The 17,709-nt window shown below is 51.3% G+C and carries 13 protein-coding genes; 6 read left to right on the forward strand and 7 right to left on the reverse strand.

Annotated elements, in window-relative coordinates; genetic code table 11:
- Positions 1–316: 316 nt before the first annotated feature.
- The 4 genes from garD to A0G03_RS17185 all read left to right on the forward strand — a co-directional run bounded on the left by garD (position 317) and on the right by A0G03_RS17185 (position 5,368).
- Positions 317–1,891 (forward strand): galactarate dehydratase, encoded by a 1,575-nt coding sequence (garD, locus tag A0G03_RS17170; RefSeq protein WP_048262031.1) that lies wholly within the window; start codon positions 317–319, stop codon positions 1,889–1,891.
- A gap of 790 nt (positions 1,892–2,681) precedes the next feature.
- On the forward strand, positions 2,682–4,217 hold the full coding sequence (locus A0G03_RS17175; protein WP_048262033.1) for a methyl-accepting chemotaxis protein: 1,536 nt from the start codon (positions 2,682–2,684) through the stop codon (positions 4,215–4,217).
- Positions 4,218–4,393: 176 nt separating this feature from the next.
- A complete protein-coding gene (locus A0G03_RS17180; RefSeq protein ID WP_048262035.1) occupies positions 4,394–4,813 on the forward strand; it encodes a FlxA-like family protein in 420 nt (139 codons plus the stop codon).
- 198 nt (positions 4,814–5,011) lie between these two features.
- Positions 5,012–5,368 carry a FlxA-like family protein gene (locus A0G03_RS17185; protein ID WP_048262037.1) on the forward strand — a complete coding sequence of 119 codons (357 nt, stop codon included), beginning with the start codon at positions 5,012–5,014 and terminating at the stop codon, positions 5,366–5,368.
- 92 nt (positions 5,369–5,460) lie between these two features.
- Here A0G03_RS17185 and A0G03_RS17190 read toward each other — a convergent pair whose 3' ends face one another.
- From A0G03_RS17190 to A0G03_RS17210, 5 genes are all read right to left on the reverse strand, one after another.
- Positions 5,461–5,682: a DUF3820 family protein gene (locus A0G03_RS17190; protein WP_048262039.1), complete on the reverse strand. Its 222-nt coding sequence runs from the start codon at positions 5,680–5,682 to the stop codon at positions 5,461–5,463.
- Positions 5,683–5,781: 99 nt separating this feature from the next.
- Positions 5,782–7,857: an NAD-dependent DNA ligase LigA gene (gene ligA / locus A0G03_RS17195; protein WP_048262041.1), complete on the reverse strand. Its 2,076-nt coding sequence runs from the start codon at positions 7,855–7,857 to the stop codon at positions 5,782–5,784.
- Positions 7,858–7,985: 128 nt separating this feature from the next.
- A complete protein-coding gene (gene hldE, locus A0G03_RS17200) occupies positions 7,986–9,422 on the reverse strand; it encodes a bifunctional D-glycero-beta-D-manno-heptose-7-phosphate kinase/D-glycero-beta-D-manno-heptose 1-phosphate adenylyltransferase HldE (protein ID WP_048262043.1) in 1,437 nt (478 codons plus the stop codon).
- A 116-nt stretch (positions 9,423–9,538) separates the two neighbouring features.
- The gene (gene glnE / locus A0G03_RS17205; protein ID WP_048262044.1) at positions 9,539–12,394 is read right to left on the reverse strand and encodes a bifunctional [glutamate--ammonia ligase]-adenylyl-L-tyrosine phosphorylase/[glutamate--ammonia-ligase] adenylyltransferase; all 2,856 of its coding nucleotides are present in this window, start codon (positions 12,392–12,394) and stop codon (positions 9,539–9,541) included.
- A 52-nt stretch (positions 12,395–12,446) separates the two neighbouring features.
- Positions 12,447–13,784: a CYTH domain-containing protein gene (locus tag A0G03_RS17210; protein ID WP_048262046.1), complete on the reverse strand. Its 1,338-nt coding sequence runs from the start codon at positions 13,782–13,784 to the stop codon at positions 12,447–12,449.
- A gap of 287 nt (positions 13,785–14,071) precedes the next feature.
- On the opposite strand from A0G03_RS17210, the gene A0G03_RS17215 reads away from it, so the two are divergent.
- Positions 14,072–14,692, forward strand: coding sequence for a TIGR04211 family SH3 domain-containing protein (locus A0G03_RS17215; protein ID WP_048262048.1), 621 nt, complete (start codon positions 14,072–14,074; stop codon positions 14,690–14,692).
- A 107-nt stretch (positions 14,693–14,799) separates the two neighbouring features.
- Positions 14,800–16,044: a multifunctional CCA addition/repair protein gene (locus A0G03_RS17220; RefSeq protein WP_048262050.1), complete on the forward strand. Its 1,245-nt coding sequence runs from the start codon at positions 14,800–14,802 to the stop codon at positions 16,042–16,044.
- 63 nt (positions 16,045–16,107) lie between these two features.
- Here A0G03_RS17220 and bacA read toward each other — a convergent pair whose 3' ends face one another.
- Entirely contained in the window at positions 16,108–16,926 is an 819-nt protein-coding gene (gene bacA, locus A0G03_RS17225; protein ID WP_048262053.1) for an undecaprenyl-diphosphate phosphatase, read from the reverse strand.
- Positions 16,927–17,275: 349 nt separating this feature from the next.
- On the reverse strand, positions 17,276–17,629 hold the full coding sequence (gene folB, locus A0G03_RS17235) for a bifunctional dihydroneopterin aldolase/7,8-dihydroneopterin epimerase (protein WP_048262055.1): 354 nt from the start codon (positions 17,627–17,629) through the stop codon (positions 17,276–17,278).
- Between the last annotated feature and the right edge of the window lie 80 nt (positions 17,630–17,709).

Genomic DNA, 17,709 nt, shown 5'->3' on the forward strand with positions numbered 1-17,709 from the left:
GTTGGTGCACTTGCCCTATATAGTGCGAGGTATTTCACGAAAAACGCCGTTATTCTCTTTTTACATCCATACACATTATTTTCATTTCCGTTCTAAAAACAGTGCGCAGACAGAATGTGATCAAACTCACCAAAAATTGGTCATTAACCTGATAAATCAGAAACAAAAAGCGCTTGCTTAGGTCAATTGCATAATGTACGAGAAGAGAACCTCACGTATACTCATTAACGAGCAATGAAGTAATAGTGTGGTAAATGACTCGTGTAGTAATAGTTACCACTGCGTTTCTGATAAACAAATAATAAAGGCTTGCATCATGTCAGATAAATCAGAAAGTAATGCTGCACAAGAGCAGCCACTTTATATTAAGGTTCACGATTCTGATAATGTTGCCATTGTTGTTAATAATAATGGCTTACGTGCTGGAACCCGTTTTAATGATAGTCTGGAATTAATTGAGCATGTTCCGCAGGGTCACAAAGTTGCCCTTGTTGATATCGCCAAAACAGGCGCAATCATCCGCTATGGTGAAATTATCGGGTATGCGCTGCGCGATATTGCCAAAGGAAGCTGGATTGACGAATCCGTGGTCGAGCTACCTCAGGCACCCGCACTGGAAACCCTGCCGCTGGCGACCAAAATTCCGCCCTCTCTTCCTCCGCTGGAAGGCTATACCTTTGAAGGTTACCGCAATGCCGATGGCAGCGTAGGCACGAAAAATCTGTTGGGCATAACCACCAGCGTGCACTGTGTCGCGGGCGTAGTGGACTATGTCGTCAAAATTATCGAGCGAGATTTATTACCCAAGTACCCCAATGTGGATGGTGTAGTTGCGCTCAATCATCTCTATGGTTGTGGTGTGGCAATTAATGCCCCTGCGGCGGTCGTTCCTATCCGCACCATTCACAATCTGGCACTGAATCCAAATTTTGGCGGAGAAATACTGGTGGTGGGTCTGGGCTGTGAAAAATTACAGCCTGAACGCCTGCTAGAAGGGACGCCAGATGTACAGGCCATCTCCCTCGATGACACCAGCATTGTCCGCTTGCAGGATGAACACCATGTTGGCTTCCGCTCGATGGTGGATGACATTCTGACGATGGCCGACAAACACCTGCAACGATTGAACAAACGTCAGCGTGAGACTTGTCCGGCCTCAGAATTGGTTGTCGGCATGCAGTGTGGCGGCAGCGATGCTTTCTCTGGTGTCACCGCTAACCCGGCCGTTGGGTTTGCCTCCGACCTACTGGTACGCTGCGGCGCAACCGTCATGTTCTCCGAAGTGACTGAAGTGCGCGACGCTATTCATCTACTAACACCGCGCGTGATCAACGAAGAAGTCGGTAAACGTCTGTTGGAAGAGATGGCCTGGTACGATAACTACCTCGATAGCGGCCAGACCGACCGTAGCGCCAACCCATCGCCGGGCAACAAAAAAGGTGGCCTTGCGAACGTAGTGGAAAAAGCGCTTGGCTCCATCGCCAAATCGGGCACCAGCGCGATTGTCGAAGTTCTTTCTCCCGGCCAGCGCCCCACCAAACGCGGGTTGATTTACGCGGCAACGCCAGCCAGCGACTTTGTGTGCGGTACCCAGCAGCTCGCTTCCGGTATCACCGTACAGGTCTTCACCACCGGTCGCGGTACGCCTTATGGTCTACTGGCCGTACCCGTGATCAAAATGGCGACCCGTACCGCATTGGCAAACCGCTGGCACGACCTGATGGATATTGATGCCGGTACGATTGCAACCGGAGAAGCGACGATCGAAGATGTCGGCTGGCAGCTTTTCCATTTCATTTTGGATATCGCTAGCAGCAAGAAAAAAACCTGGTCCGATCAATGGGGGCTTCATAACGCACTCGCCGTTTTCAACCCGGCCCCGGTAACCTGATTATCTTTTTCCGCAGGCCAGAGCCATTATCCGGCCTGCGGATGGCATTATTTGATCTACAATAAATTCAGCCGCAATGAAAACCGAGAAAAAGCAGTAATTAAAACAATAAGCATCAATGCAGCAACATTTAATTTCATTAGTGCAAAGAAAGAATAAAAAAAAGTTAACAATAGGTTCTTCTTATTGTCAATTATGCCCATCCAGAACACATTTTCAGTAAATCCGCTATGTTCTCCTCACCTATTTTTAATCATTTTTTCTCTGATTATTTATTGCCAATAAAATGAATCAATTGACAGGTGATCGTCCTCATCATAAATTTACGCGTGCTGAAAAAGCGTGCTAACACTGATGAAATATTTGTTACAAATATATAGTTACAAAATCTCCATCACGCACAAAATAGGGTCAATAACCCGCTCATTATAAATAGTGTATACCCTAAATAATTCGAGTTTCAGGAAGGCGGCAAGTAAGGGAATCCCGATGAGCTTACTCAAGTAAGTGATTCGGGTGACCGAATGAAGCCAACGCACATGTAACTTGAAGTATGACGGGTATAGAACATTATTTTATTAAGCGAGTAAGACACCCAAAAAATTTCAGTATACCTATTTGAATAATTTGAATATTTACACAGCAATATGCCTGACAGATTTCATGGTATCGTCACGCGGCAGCCCTGTAACGTTTCAGCCTCTGGAATAACCAGAACGGCTGAGGCAAGCAAAGCGGCCAGCATGGCTGAACCTGGAAACTGAGCGGGATACGTACGCCGGGGTTTCTAATGAGATTAAATACACCTGTCACACAGCAGGAGTATCTGTTAGACATGGACACCATATTGATGTCCACGACAAATATTCACAGCCACATTACCTATGCCAACTCTGCCTTTATTAAGGTTAGCGGTTTTTCTGAAGAGCAGCTTATCAACCAGCCGCACAATATTGTGCGCCATCCAGACATGCCCGTTGAAGCCTATGCCGATCTGTGGTTTACGCTGAAACAAGGAGATAGCTGGACCGGACTGGTCAAAAACCGTCGTAACAACGGTGACCACTACTGGGTTCGTGCCAACGTTACACCGGTTTACCAGCAAGAGCAGCTTGCGGGCTATATCTCGGTACGTAACACCCCCAATGCCGAAGAAATAAAAGCGGCCGAAATGCTGTATAGCGCCGTGCAGAAGAAACAAGCGGGTAGCCGCAAGTTCTATAAAGGGCTGGTCGTGCGCACCGGATTCTTTTCTCCACTGTCGATCTTGCAGAAATTGTCAGTCCGCTGGCGCTTACGTATCGCCGTATTGGCCGTGGGACTCATTCCCGCGTTGCTTGCCTTCAGTGGCATGAATCCACTGTGGCTGTTGGCTCTGACGCTATTACTCGTCGTCATCATGGATCAGTTTCTACAGCAGCAAATTGCGCAGCCAATCAGGATGATACTCAAACAGGCGCAGCATGTGGTATCAGGCCGTAAAGTAAAGCACATCCACCTCAATCGGGTAGACGAAATTGGCTTACTGCTACGTTCAGTTAACCAGTTTGGCCTGAACCTGCATTCGCTTGTCGATGACGTCAGTACGCAAGTTCACGGCATCACGAATGTCAGCCATAAATTGGCGGAAAACAACATCGACCTGAATAGCCGCACAGAAGAAACGTCGGCGAATCTGCAACAAACCGCCGCTGCGATTGAAGAAATTACCGTTGCGGTACAGCAGAGTGCAGAAACGGCGGCGCAAGCGACAACAATGGCACAAGCCGCCAGCAGCACCGCCCTAAAAGGTGGCAATATTATGAAGGAAACCATCGGCATGATGGATTCCATCTCCAGTGCCAGCGATAAAATCGTTGATATCATTGGCGTGATAGACAGTATTGCCTTCCAGACTAACATCCTTGCGCTAAACGCCGCGGTTGAAGCCGCGCGTGCAGGGGTACAGGGACGAGGGTTTGCCGTGGTGGCCGCTGAGGTTCGCAATCTGGCACAGCATTCCGCCTCTGCTGCCAAAGAAATTAAAACGTTGATCGATGCCAACGTAGAAAGCGTGAAACAAGGCAGCGTGATGGTAGAGAACGCAGGCAAGCATATCAGCGACATCGTTGATGAAGTTTTGCAGGTCTCCACCATGATCAAAGAGATCAGCAATGCAACGCATGAGCAGACTTCTGCATTAGGTCTGATCAATACCTCGATTGCACAGATAGAACAAATGACACAGGGCAATACCGATATGGTCACGCAATCAACCGAAGCGGCTGAAGGGCTAAATCTTCAGGCTAAGCGACTGAACAGCGCAATTAACGTGTACGGTAGTTAACTGACGTCATTTCATCACTATTGCTGGCAAGGGAGTAAGGAAACACGCTTGCCAGCCCCCTCCCTTTTCCTTTAATAAGTACCTAGCCGTCCCCCACTGATTTGTAAGTTTTTCGTAAAGAAAATCGCGATTTAGCCGATAGTGATCGGAGAACTGACTTATTTCAGGAGGAAGTGATGTCCAACGATATTAGCCGGATTACCATGAATACGCCGTCACAAGTAGCAGCGGCACCTACGGCCAGTAAGAGTAAAAATTCATCGACTACAGAGAGTAAGGCTGCGCCTGCAGCCAGTAATGGTAATGGTAATGGCGCTCAACAGAAAATTGCCGCATTACAAAATCAAATCAAAGTGCTAACCAAACAGCTAAAAGAGTTGGGTGAATCAGCCGCCAACGCGCAAAGTGAAGATGAGCGCAAACTCATTAAGCAGCAGCAGCAGATGATTCAGGCACAAATACAGGCACTCTATGCCGAAATTGCCCGCATCCAAAAAGAAGAAGCAGAAAAGAAAGCGCTTAGCGCGGCGTCAGAAAGTTCATCACAACAAACTGAAAATAAAGAAAAAGAAGGCGGTGTTGATATCTACGTCTGACCGTAAAATCTGACACATTCCCCCTCGACTTTCCCTCGCTTTCCTGACTGATATATTTTGTTACATTAGCTGTCAGGAAAGTGAGTATTTCATGTTTGATTGCCAACAATATCACCTTCGAGAAAGTGTTTAAATTGCCGATATAAGGGCTTGTACCCCTAATAATTCGGGTATATAGGCATATTTTCAGGAGGGAAGATGTCAAACACAATCAGCAGTATCAGCGTATCGACAACAACGGCAAGCAGCAGTAAAAGCAGCAGCACGTCAGAACAGCAAATTGCACAGTTAACCAAGCAGGTCCAATCACTCACCAAGCAGGTGAGTAAACTGACCGAATCGGCTTCCAGCGCAGAAAGCGATGAAGAACGTAAACTTATCGAACAACAGCAGCAGGCAATTCAGGCACAGATTCAGGCATTACAGGCGCAAATTGCTCGTTTGCAGAGTGAGAAGTCTGAGCAGCAGTCTGATTCCTCTTCTACAACGCAAAATGCTAAACAAGAAGGCGTTAACCGCCCAACCGAAGACAATAAGATTAATGTCTACGTATAGTCTGCGTCAGGGATGGGGTAAGTAGCAAACGTAAAAGGTCGCTTCATTGAAACGACCTTTTTTCGTCAAAGACTGCGCGAGGAAATGGATAATCAGGAACGAGGTCGCTTCAGCGGTGTTACCAATCCTTGCAAACCCTCTATCTTGATTGCCAGCGTAATTTGCATCAATTCCCCTAAACGCCCCTGAGGAAATTCATCCTTGCGAGAAAACCACAACAGGTACTCTTCCGGTAAATCAATCAGCACCCGCCCTTTATATTTACCAAAAGGCATCTGCATCCTGGCAATCTCTATCAGGTCTTCTTTTTCCACCCGTGTTCACTCCCAATAGCGTAGTCGTTTCAGGTTCGAGATATACAGAGCGTGCACGAGGCAAGGCGCCCATTTGGAAACCTCATCCCCGTGTTTCTCCTATAACGGGCTTACATCACCGTAATTATCCAGTAGTCGGATCATTTCCGCCTCATCGATCACAGGGATCCCCAACTCTTGCGCCTTCGCCAGCTTAGAGCCTGCCGCTTCACCGGCGATCACCATGTCGGTTTTCTTCGAGACGCTGCCGCTCACTTTTGCCCCCAACGCAGTTAGCCGATCTTTGGCTTCATCGCGGGACAGAATACTCAGCGATCCGGTCAATACCACCGTTTTCCCCGCAAATGGGCTGTCGATCTCTTCGGCATTGACGACTTGAACGTCGGGCCAGTGGATGTTGATGCCAGCGGGATCGGTCAGTTCGCGGATCACGGTTTGGTTGTGCTCTTCCTCAAGGAAGTGGCGCACATGCGCGGCAACGACTTTACCGACATCCGGCACCTCCAGCAGCGCGTCTTCATCGGCAGCAAAAAGCGCCTCCAACGAACCAAAATGGGCAGCCAGATTGGCAGCCGTCGATTCGCCAACATCACGGATTCCCAACGCGTACAGGAAACGCGCCAGCGTTGTGCTTTTTGCCTTTTCCAGTGCACTGACCACATTCATGGCGGACTTAGGCCCCATGCGATCCAGCCCCGTCATGATCCCAGCGCTCAGGCGAAACAGATCGGCTGGCGTTTTGACATACTCTTTTTCCACCAGTTGATCGATGATCTTATCTCCCATGCCTTCAACATCCAGCGCACGACGAGAAACAAAGTGCTTCAGCGCTTCTTTACGCTGAGCGCCACAGATCAAGCCACCGGTACAACGCGTGACGGCTTCTCCTTCCACACGCTCAACATCAGATCCACACACGGGGCAGGCAGCAGGGAAAACGATCGGTTGCACGGTTTCGGGTCGTTCAGATTCGACGATGCCGACGATCTGCGGGATCACATCCCCCGCTCGGCGCACAATCACGCGATCGCCAATCTGCAAACCGAGTCGCTCAATTTCATCGGCATTATGCAGCGTCGCGTTGCTGACGATCACACCCGCCACGGCGACGGGTTCCAGACGCGCAACGGGCGTAATCGCCCCCGTCCGCCCCACCTGAAACTCGACATCGCGCACCCAGGTCAGTTGTTCCTGCGCGGGGAATTTAAACGCCACCGCCCAGCGAGGTGCACGAGCAACGAACCCTAATCGTTCCTGCAATGCCAGAGAGTCAACTTTGACGACGACGCCATCAATATCAAAGCCTAATGAACTACGAGTCTGTTCAACCTGACGATAAAAATCGAGCACTTCGGCTGGACCAGTGCATAGCTTGATTCTGTCACTAACCGGTAGTCCCCACGCTTTGAACTGCATCAACCGCTCCCAGTGACTCGCAGGTAGTTCACCACCTTCCAACAGGCCGACGCCATAGCAGAAGAAGGTCAGCGGACGTTTAGCGGTAATGCGTGGGTCGAGCTGACGCAGCGATCCGGCAGCGGCGTTACGCGGGTTGGCAAAGACTTTGCTCCCTGTACGACGAGCCTCTTCGTTCAACTTTTCAAAGCCGCCGTGTTTCATAAACACTTCGCCGCGCACTTCAACACGACGCGGAATATTGTCACCGTCAAGACGCAATGGGATAGCCCCAACGGTACGGATATTACTGGTGATATTTTCCCCAGTCGTTCCATCCCCGCGCGTGGCCGCCTGTACCAGAACGCCCTCTTCATACAACAGGCTGACAGCCAAACCATCCAGTTTCAGTTCACAACAGAATGTCAGCTCGTCACCGTTCTTCAGCCTGTCGCCAATTCGCTTGCTGAAGGCCAGATAGCTTTCTTCATCAAATACGTTATCCAGCGATAGCATCGGCACTTCATGGCGTACTTGCTCAAATGCCGCCAGCGGTGCCGCACCAACGCGCTGCGTAGGAGAATCACTCGTCACCAGTTCTGGGTGATCGGCTTCTAACGCCTTCAATTCCTGCATGAGTTTGTCATATTCGATATCAGGAATTTCGGGCGCATCTTCAACGTGATATTTGTATTCGTGATGGCGTAAGACCCGGCGCAATTCCGCTACCCGCAGTGCGGCCACATTCACTTCGGCTGGTTCTTTCTTCACTGGTTTCATACCTGTTTTATCTGACGTGTCGCCCTGTTGGCGTCATGATTTTCGCCCGTGATAGGCTAGGGCGAAAATCATTAGCTTGCGGCCTGAACGACCTCGAAATAGTTCGAGCGCCGTCAGTTTTATTTCGTTTAAGATTGAGACGTGCTGGCTTTAATCGTGTTGATGATATTTGTCGTGGAGCAGCCGTCCTCAAAGTTCAGAACTTTCACTTCACCACCGTTGGCCCAGACCTCTTCACTACCGGCGATTTCATGTGGCTGGTAGTCTCCGCCTTTCACCAGAATATCCGGCAGGATGCTGGCAATCAGACGCTGGGGCGTATCTTCTTCAAACGGCACGACCCAGTCGACAGCTTCCAACGCGCCTAACACGATCATCCGCTGCGGCAGCGGGTTCACAGGTCGCGTCGGCCCCTTCAAGCGTTTGGTTGATGCATCGCTATTTACTGCAACGATCAGCCGATCGCCAAGTTTGCGAGCATTGGCAAGATAAGACACATGTCCGGCATGCAGAATATCGAAGCAGCCGTTAGTCATCACAATCTTTTCGCCACGCTGACGCGCCAGCTCAACGGCATGTTTCAACTGTTCTTCGGTCATCACGCCAAATCCGGTTTCAGCACGGCCACGGATAGCATTTTCCAACTCAATCGGTGTCACCGTGGACGTTCCCAGCTTGCCAACGACGACACCTGCGGCGGCATTCGCTAAGAAACAGGCTTCTTCCAGCGGGTTACCCGCTGCCAGTGCAGCAGCCAGAACACCAATTACGGTATCGCCAGCACCAGTCACGTCATACACTTCCTGCGCCTGCGTCGGCAAATGCAGCGGAGCTTTGCCCGGCTGTAGCAGCGTCATCCCTTGCTCAGAACGGGTAATCAGCAGCGCAGACAGATCGTAATCCGTCATCAGTTGCATACCGCGCTCAACCAGTTCTTCTTCCGTTTTACAACGTCCTGCAACCGCTTCAAATTCAGACAGGTTCGGCGTCAGCAGCGTCGCACCGCGGTAACGGGAAAAATCTGTCCCTTTCGGGTCGATCAGCACCGGAACGCCAGCTGCTTTTGCGGTCTGAATCATAGTTTGTACATGCGCCAAGGCGCCTTTTGCATAATCAGACAGCACCAGCGCACCAATTTTTGGCAGCGCCTGTTGGATACGCTCGATGATAGGTTGAGGATCGATCCCCTCAAATCCCTCTTCGAAATCCAGTCGGATCAGTTGCTGATTGCGCGACAGCACGCGCAGCTTGGTGATCGTCGGGTGCGTAGGAACAGAGACAAAGTCACACTTCACATTCACTTCGCCAAGTTTGGCGTTCAGCGCGCGTGCAGCATCATCAATGCCCGTTAACCCTACCAGACGCGATCCCGCCCCCAATGCTGCGATGTTCATTGCAACGTTCGCCGCGCCGCCCGGGCGCTCTTCGATCGTATCAACCTTGACCACAGGCACCGGTGCCTCTGGTGAAATTCGACTGGTTGGCCCATACCAGTAACGATCCAGCATGACATCACCAACCACTAACACACCCGCTTGACGGAAATCAGGCAGCGTCACTTTCATCCTCTACTCCAGGCTTTATTTCGCATAATGCGCGTAATAATATCATAGGCACTATGATTACACGTCACCGCTCCGAATCTCTTCGCCGAGCGTTTGACCACATATATTGAGAAAACTTACTCACCCATCAGCCATTTATTCCAACTCACTAGCACCTGTTCCCGTTCCGCAACAAACCGATCCTTGCTAACCCGCCCAGACAGTTCCTGCAAAGCCAGATGGTGCAGTTCATTGCGCATCGTAACGTAGGCCAGCTTGAGCGCGTTGGCTTCACTCTCTTCCATCACGCCATACTGCGCCATCAGTTCCAGAATACGCACATTGTCTGACCAGCGAGTCAAACGCGGTTCCTGCGCGGCATAGCGCAGCACCAGATACTGGGCGATAAATTCGATATCCGTAATACCGCCCGCATCCGTTTTGATATCAAAGAGTGATTTATCTTTGTTCGCCAAATGCTGACGCATTTTTTCGCGCATTTCCCGCACTTCGGTTCGCAAGGTATCAGCATCACGCTCTGTACAGAGGATACTGCGACGAATAGATTCAAATGTTTGCTGCACGCCGCTTTCGCCGTACACCATACGCGCACGCACCAGCGCCTGATGCTCCCACGTCCACGCCTCATTACGCTGGTAATCATCAAACGCTTCAACCGTACTCACCAACATGCCAGCCGCGCCCGATGGTCGCAGACGGGCATCAACTTCATACAGAATGCCTGATGACGTCCGAGTGCTAAACAGATGCATCACACGCTGAGCAAGGCGCAGGTAAAACTGACGTCCATCAATACTGCGTTCGCCATCCGTCATCACGTCCGATGGACAATCCAGCAAGAACACCAGATCCAGATCGGAGCTATACCCCAGTTCCCAACCGCCGAGCTTACCGTAGGCAATAACGGCAAACCCACGGCCTTCACGATGCTGCAAGTGGGAGGGTTGGCCGTAGCGCACCACCATCTGCCCCCACGCCTGCTGAACCACTGCGGCGATAATCGCCTCTGCCAAATACGTTAAGTGATCGCTCACTTTCATCACCGGCAGTACACCACCGATATCTCCTGCGGCGATACGTAACTGTTGTGACTGCTTGAATTGACGAACGGCTTCCAGCTGTTGTTCTTCATCGTCCTCAGGGACGCGCATCAGATACTGACGTAGCTCATCGGCATACGCGCTCGGTGCCGTCGGTTGATACAGCGTTGACGCATCGAGCAATTCATCCAACAGAAGGGGATAACGCGCTAGTTGGCTGGCAACCATCGGCGAAGCCGCACACAGGCGAATCAACTGAGCCAGCGCAGCACGAGACTCCAGCAACAGCTCAAGATAGGTAGTACGCGTAACGATCCCCAATAGCAGTGGGGTCAGGCGAGACAGTACCGTATCTGCCTCCTGGCGGGCACAGACTTCCGCCAGCAAACACGGCATGAGCTGATCCAGTACATCCCGCCCACGCGGCCCTATTGTGCGTTTCGCTACATCGTGGCGGAATTCCACAATCACCCGCATCAGTTTTTCACGCACGGTTTCCGTAAGATGCGGCGTCAGTGGAGCCAGCTCACCATCATCCAGCGTGTCCTGCCATAGGCTGCTATAGCTGCCATGTTCAGGGATATCATTGTTGTCCGGCGCATCATCGCCAATTAGGTCATCAAATACGTGACGCACCGCCTGCATATGCTGTTCCAGCATGGATTGCAGCGTATCCCAGCTGTCGAAACCCATTCCCCATGCCAGTCGCTGCTGATTCAGTTCATCATTCGGCAACGTTTGCGTCTGCTCATCGGCAATCGCCTGCAGCAGATTCTCCAGACGGCGCAGGAACAGGTAAGAGGTACTGAGATCGAGCACTTGCTGTGGAGTTAATAACCCCAATGTTCCCACATGCTGGAGCGTAGGCAACAGTGAACGTCCCTGCAGCAGCGGTTCACGTCCGCCACGAATCAGTTGGAAAACCTGCGTGATAAATTCGATTTCACGAATCCCACCGGCCCCCAACTTGATGTTATTACGCAGATCCCGGCGACGCACTTCGCGCGCAATCATGCCCTTCATATTTCGTAAGGACTGGATCACGCTAAAATCGATATAGCGACGAAAGACGAAAGGCTTCAACGTACTACGCAACTCCTGGCTGTACGCATCGTCCATCCCGCCCATCAAACGCGCTTTGACCATCGCGTAGCGTTCCCAGTCGCGACCCTGTTCCTGATAATAATCCTCCATGGCCGCAAAACTGAGCACCAGTGGCCCGCTGTCACCAAAGGGACGTAGCCGCATATCCACACGGTAAACAAAACCATCAACGGTCGGCTGATCCAGCACCTTAATCAGCCGCTGTCCCAAACGCGTGAAGAACTGTGCATTATCCAGCTCGCGCCGTCCGCCTTGCGTATGACCATTTTCGGGATAGACGAAGATCAGGTCGATATCTGAAGAAAAGTTAAGCTCTCCCCCACCCAATTTTCCCATGCCAAGAATCAGCAGAGGCTGAGCCACGCCCTGCGCATTGCAAGGTGTGCCCCACTCACGACAACAGGCCTGATATAGCCAGCTTCTGGCCGCCACAATCACCACCTCGGCCAGCTCGCTAAGCTGACGCAGCGTGTGTTCCGTGGTACTGGTTTGCAGCGCCTGTGACCACGCAATTCGCGTCAGCATATGGCGGCGAAACCGACGCAATGCCGCCATCAACGCATTTTCATCGTTAACGTCAACCAGTGCGTTGCTCAACCAATCGGCATAGTGCTGCCACTCTTCAGGCTGTGGAGGCTGCTGATGAATCCCCTGCCACCAGTCAGGATGCAGCGCAAGCGCATCGCTGACAAAATCACTCAATGCCAGAACAGCCGCGTCGCTGTCTGTTATCGGTTCATCAGGCGCGGCCTCGCGCAAACGCGACACAGCGCGCTGAGATTGTTCCGTCAGAAGCACAGGTAAAGCGGGCAAAGGAAGTATCGACATGGGGGTTCCCTTGATGCGCCGCCTATCGTCACTGACAGGCGGCAGTTAACGGTTACTGTGATGGTCCGCCGCTATGCAGCCAGAACGGGGGCAGGGTCAACACGGCTTTACGATTGGCTTCCAGATACACTGAAGGTTCCCGATCGGCAGCGAGATGCTCAATTTCCTGTAGCAGTATCTGCCAGTGTTCAACGTAGACTTCTACCTGATCCGTCGGGTAAGCACCGGATAAAAGGAGAAAAGCGTAGAGATTACGTTGCAGACGAGGAATTTGCTGTTCGTACTGCGCTTCCGTCAATTTAGAAGAGAAGGCGCTTTTCAGCTCCGCAGTGCTGCGGCTGAGCATAATGTCAGCAAAGCGTTTGAACGATCCCTGTAACTTAATGCGATCTTTATTATCCATGTAGTCACGCCAGCCAGACTCGACCAGCCAGGAAGTCAGTACCAACTTACTTTGCAGGTAGTCGGTGCTGTAACAGATTTCCGGCCCGTCAGCGCCTTCTAACCGGCTTTCCAGAGTGGCGAGTGCAGAGCGGAAAAGCGTGGTGACCTTGCGTAACACGACGCCCCCCACCAGCACCAGCATTTCGCGCATCAACGCACTGGCCTGTGGTAGAGCTTCACGAGCAGAGGAATCCCCCCTTACCCACAGTTCTTCATGGTATTGCCAGTGACTCAAAGCCAATTCCAGCGCCGCGCGGATAGCCTGATCGATGTTGGTTTTAGGATCCACAACCAATCGATTGAGAGGAAGACACTCGCGAACCGGATTGCCTTTAGCCAGATGGTACCCACGTGCCGCCTTACTGAGGCTGCCCTGGCGCATACCACCAAACTCCGCGATTTCCTTTGCCAAGGCCAGCAGATGAGTGGTCTGTCCCACCTTGAGCTCCATCTCCAGTTCGCACAGCGGTTCACTCAGATCGCCAGCGCGAATTTCACCACGATCTAACGCAACCTCAATCACGCTTTGGTAGTAAGTAAACACCCACTTCTCACGCGTAAAGTCTGTGCTAAACAGCGGGTTAAGCGACGATTGCAGCGCTTCAACATCGCAATCTTCCGGCCAAACTTCCGCAGGAAACAGGCTGAGATCCAGCTCTGCTTTCTCCAGCGCAACGTTATACTCAGGGTGCTGGTGCAGCCCGCCAATCACCTTGCCGGCTGTTTTCGCCGTCATTTCGTAGCGTTCATTCTCGCCGCGAATACGCAGACCAATGCCATTACGGCGCAGATAGTTATCCGCCGTTTCATAATAGATATTGCTCAGACTCTCAGCACGCATGTGCTCATACTGGCTATAATCACTCTCCCATTCAGCCAGTTGCGTCAGCAGCGATTCAACGCTGTCGGGATGAACAATAAACTTCAGCTCAATTTCTTCACTCATAGCATTCACAACACCAAGACCGCGTTCATTATCATGTCAGTAAATAACATTTTACTGCACCTTACTACCCTTACCGTACACACTCTTTTTCACCTGCGAACAAGCGCGCATTTCTTATGCAAACCTGCAATCAACTACGCGACTTTCCTCTATTGAAAAACAAAGCGCATTGTCCTCTAAGGCTCATGCCAGCCAAGAGTAAGACTGTTCTCATTTCGGTTTATACATTGCCTCGTCAGACTTAAGCCTCTACTATCAGACCACCATTAACGCAACATGATGATCTTATGCAGAAATTAGGCTTAATCTGTTTTACTTTGTTTTCACTCACGCTGAGTTGGACCGCACAGGCGGAAGAAAAACGCTACATTTCCGATGAGTTATTGACGTATGTCCACAGCGGGCCAGGCAATCAATATCGCATCGTCGGCACAGTGAATGCTGGCACTGAGGTCACGCTACTCAGCGTTAATGAAAGCGCGGGCTATGCACAGATTCGTGATGATAAAAACCGCACCACCTGGATTCCTCTCGACCAGCTTAGCGATACGCCAAGCCTGCGCACACGAGTGCCAGAACTGGAAAAACAGGTAAAAGACCTGACTGACAAACTGAATAATATCGATCAGACCTGGAACCAGCGTACCGCTGATATGCAGCAGAAAGTCGCTGCCAGCGATAGTGTTATCAACGGATTACGTCAGGAAAATCAGGATCTGAAAACGCAGCTTATCGTCGCACAGAAGAAAGTCAGCGCGGCGAATGTCCAGCTTGACGATAAGCAGCGCACCATCATTCTACAGTGGTTTATGTATGGCGGCGGTGTTGCTGGCATAGGCTTGCTGCTGGGTCTGCTGTTGCCACATATCATTCCCCGCAAAAAGAAAAACGACCGCTGGATGAGCTAACCGGAATAGTGCCTGCTTCTTGCAGGCATTTTTCTCTGTGGCCAACGCGGCGGCGCAAAGATGGTAGTATGTTATGAAATATTGGTTATTTATTCAGGAGCCCGACGTTGAAGATCTACCTTGTCGGCGGTGCTGTTCGGGACAGCCTGCTGGGTTTACCCGTCACTGAGAAAGATTGGGTGGTGGTCGGCGCTACGCCAGAGCATCTGCTTGCACAGGGCTACCAGCAGGTCGGAAAAGATTTCCCCGTCTTCTTACACCCCGTTAGCCGCGATGAATACGCACTCGCGCGTACCGAACGTAAATCCGGCAAAGGCTATACCGGATTTGTCTGTCATGCCGAACCGGATGTCACGTTAGAGCAGGATTTGCTACGCCGCGATTTGACCATCAATGCCATTGCTCGTACCGAACGTGGCGATCTGATCGATCCTTATCATGGCCGTCTCGATCTCGACAACCGCGTACTACGCCACGTCTCGGACGCCTTCAGCGAAGATCCGTTACGGGTTCTGCGTGTTGCCCGTTTTGCCGCACGTTTTGCTCATCTCGGTTTCCAGATTGCAGAAGAAACCATGGCGCTGATGCAAAAAATGGCGCATGAAGGCGAGCTGGCTTATCTGACGCCAGAGCGCGTCTGGAAAGAGACGGAAAAAGCACTTGGCACCTCATCGCCGGATGTCTATTTTCAGGTGCTGCGCGACTGCGGCGCACTGGCCGTGCTGTTCCCTGAAATCGATAATCTGTATGGCGTACCAGCCCCAGCCAAATGGCACCCGGAAATCGATACGGGCATTCATACCATGATGACAGTAGCAATGGCCGCACGCCTCAGCCCTGACATTGACGTGCGTTTTGCTACGCTGTGCCACGATTTAGGAAAAGGGCTAACACCACCTGAACTATGGCCGCGTCATCTTGGCCACGGCCCGGCGGGCGTCAAACTGGTTGAAGCACTCTGTCAGCGCCTGCGCGTGCCTAATCCAATTCGCGATTTGGCGAAGCTGGTTGCGGAATATCATGACCTGGTTCATACCGTGCAGGTACTGCAACCCAAAACCCTTCTGAAGTTATTTGATGCGATTGACGTCTGGCGCAAGCCGCAGCGTCTGGAACAGTTAGCGCTGACTAGCGAAGCCGATGCCAGAGGCCGAGCCGGCTTTGAAGAGAACCCTTATCCGCAAGGCAATTACCTGCGTGAAGCCTTCCGCGTCGCCAGTCAGGTCAGCAGTGCCAGCGTCGTCGCCGATGGCTTTAAGGGCATTGATGTGCGCAATGAGCTGGCTCGCCGCCGTATTCATGCATTGGCAGACTGGAAAGCGCAACAGCCAGATGTATCGAGCACAACCTAAAACAAAGAGGCCACGTTAATCCGTGGCCTCTTTTCTATCTAGCGCTAATCTAAACGCTCAGTCTTACATAAATACCATGTAAACAACGCCTGCGACGATAAAGCGGTAAATCGCGAAGGGGATAAACGAGATGCGTTTGATGATTTTCAGGAAGGTTTTAATCGCAATCAGCGCCACAACAAACGCCGTAACGAAACCAACGACAAACATCGGCACATCAGCGAGCGACAGGAAATGCCAGCTTTTATACAGATCCAGAACAGTCGCGCCCATCATCATGGGAACCGCCAGAATAAAAGAGAACTCAGAGGCTGCATAACGGCTAACCCCCATCAGCATACCGCCGGAAATGGTCGCTCCCGAACGTGAAAAGCCGGGCCACAGCGCCAAACACTGAAAACAGCCAATCATAAATGCCTGACGATGCGTAATGTCATCCAGCCCAACGGCACGCGGTTCTTTTGGTTTGAACCATTCTGCGGCTAGCAGAAGGAAGCCACCGATAACCAGCGCATACATCACGTTTTGCGGATAAAACAGCGATTTGATGACGTCATGAAAAATCAGACCGAGCACAACCGCAGGGATCATTGCCAACAGGATGTGCGTCAGTTTCAGACGCCCAGCGGTTTTCCCCTCATGCGGGACCTCACCGAAGTGAATCCCTATCAGGCCAAAGAGACGGCGCCAGAACATGACGACAACCGCCAGAATCGAGCCAAGCTGGATGATAACTTCAAACGTCTTGGCTTTCTCATCAACAAACCCTAACCAATGACCAACAATAATCATATGTCCCGTAGACGATACGGGCAAAAACTCGGTCAGCCCTTCCACCACGCCAAGAATAAATGCGATTAGCAACGAATGCAGGTCAGTCATCTAAAAATCCTTGCCTCTAATAAAAACGAAAATGCAGCCCATAAAAAAGCGGCCACGCACTTCAGCGAGCCGCTACACACCCTAAATAATTCGAGTTGCATGCAGGCGGCAAGAGAAAGAACCCCGATGAGCTTACTCAAGTAAGTGATTCGGGTGAGCGACAAATCTGCCAAAGGCAGATTTGAACGCTGCTTGCAGCGGCCCCAACGGGGCGAGGTCCACGTAAGTGCGCCGAGTAGCGCAGCCAACGTACATGCAGCTTGAAGTATGACGGGTATAACTGGCTTATAGACTATTTAGGTTACGATTTAGTTGCACGTAAACCCGTATTTATTCTGTGAAATCAGATTTATCGCGCGCCGCGCTCAATAATGACCCCAACCTGACGCGCCTGCGCCACGGCGCCCGGCTTGCTAAGCTTGATGCGCAACCAGGGAATGGAGAAGCGCTGCATCAGCATGTGTGCGACTTCTTCAGCAACACGTTCCACCAGAGCAAAGCGCTGGTTTGCCACATGGGCAATCACCGCGTCACTGACATCAGCATAGCTCAGACAATCATTCACATCGTCACTGGCTGCAGCCTGACGGTTATCCCAGCCCATTTCGATATCGAACACCAGTTTCTGCTGGACAGTCTGTTCCCAATCGTAAACACCAATAGTAGTGATTACAGTAAGCTCTTCAATAAATACGATATCCATCACGCCGTTCTCTGTTTTTGTCGCTGTCGGATACCACTTCCGACGGAATGTGCGTATTATCCACAGATGAGAAGAGTAAA

This window comes from Pectobacterium peruviense (assembly GCF_002847345.1).
GTDB classification, from domain to species: Bacteria; Pseudomonadota; Gammaproteobacteria; order Enterobacterales; family Enterobacteriaceae; genus Pectobacterium; species Pectobacterium peruviense.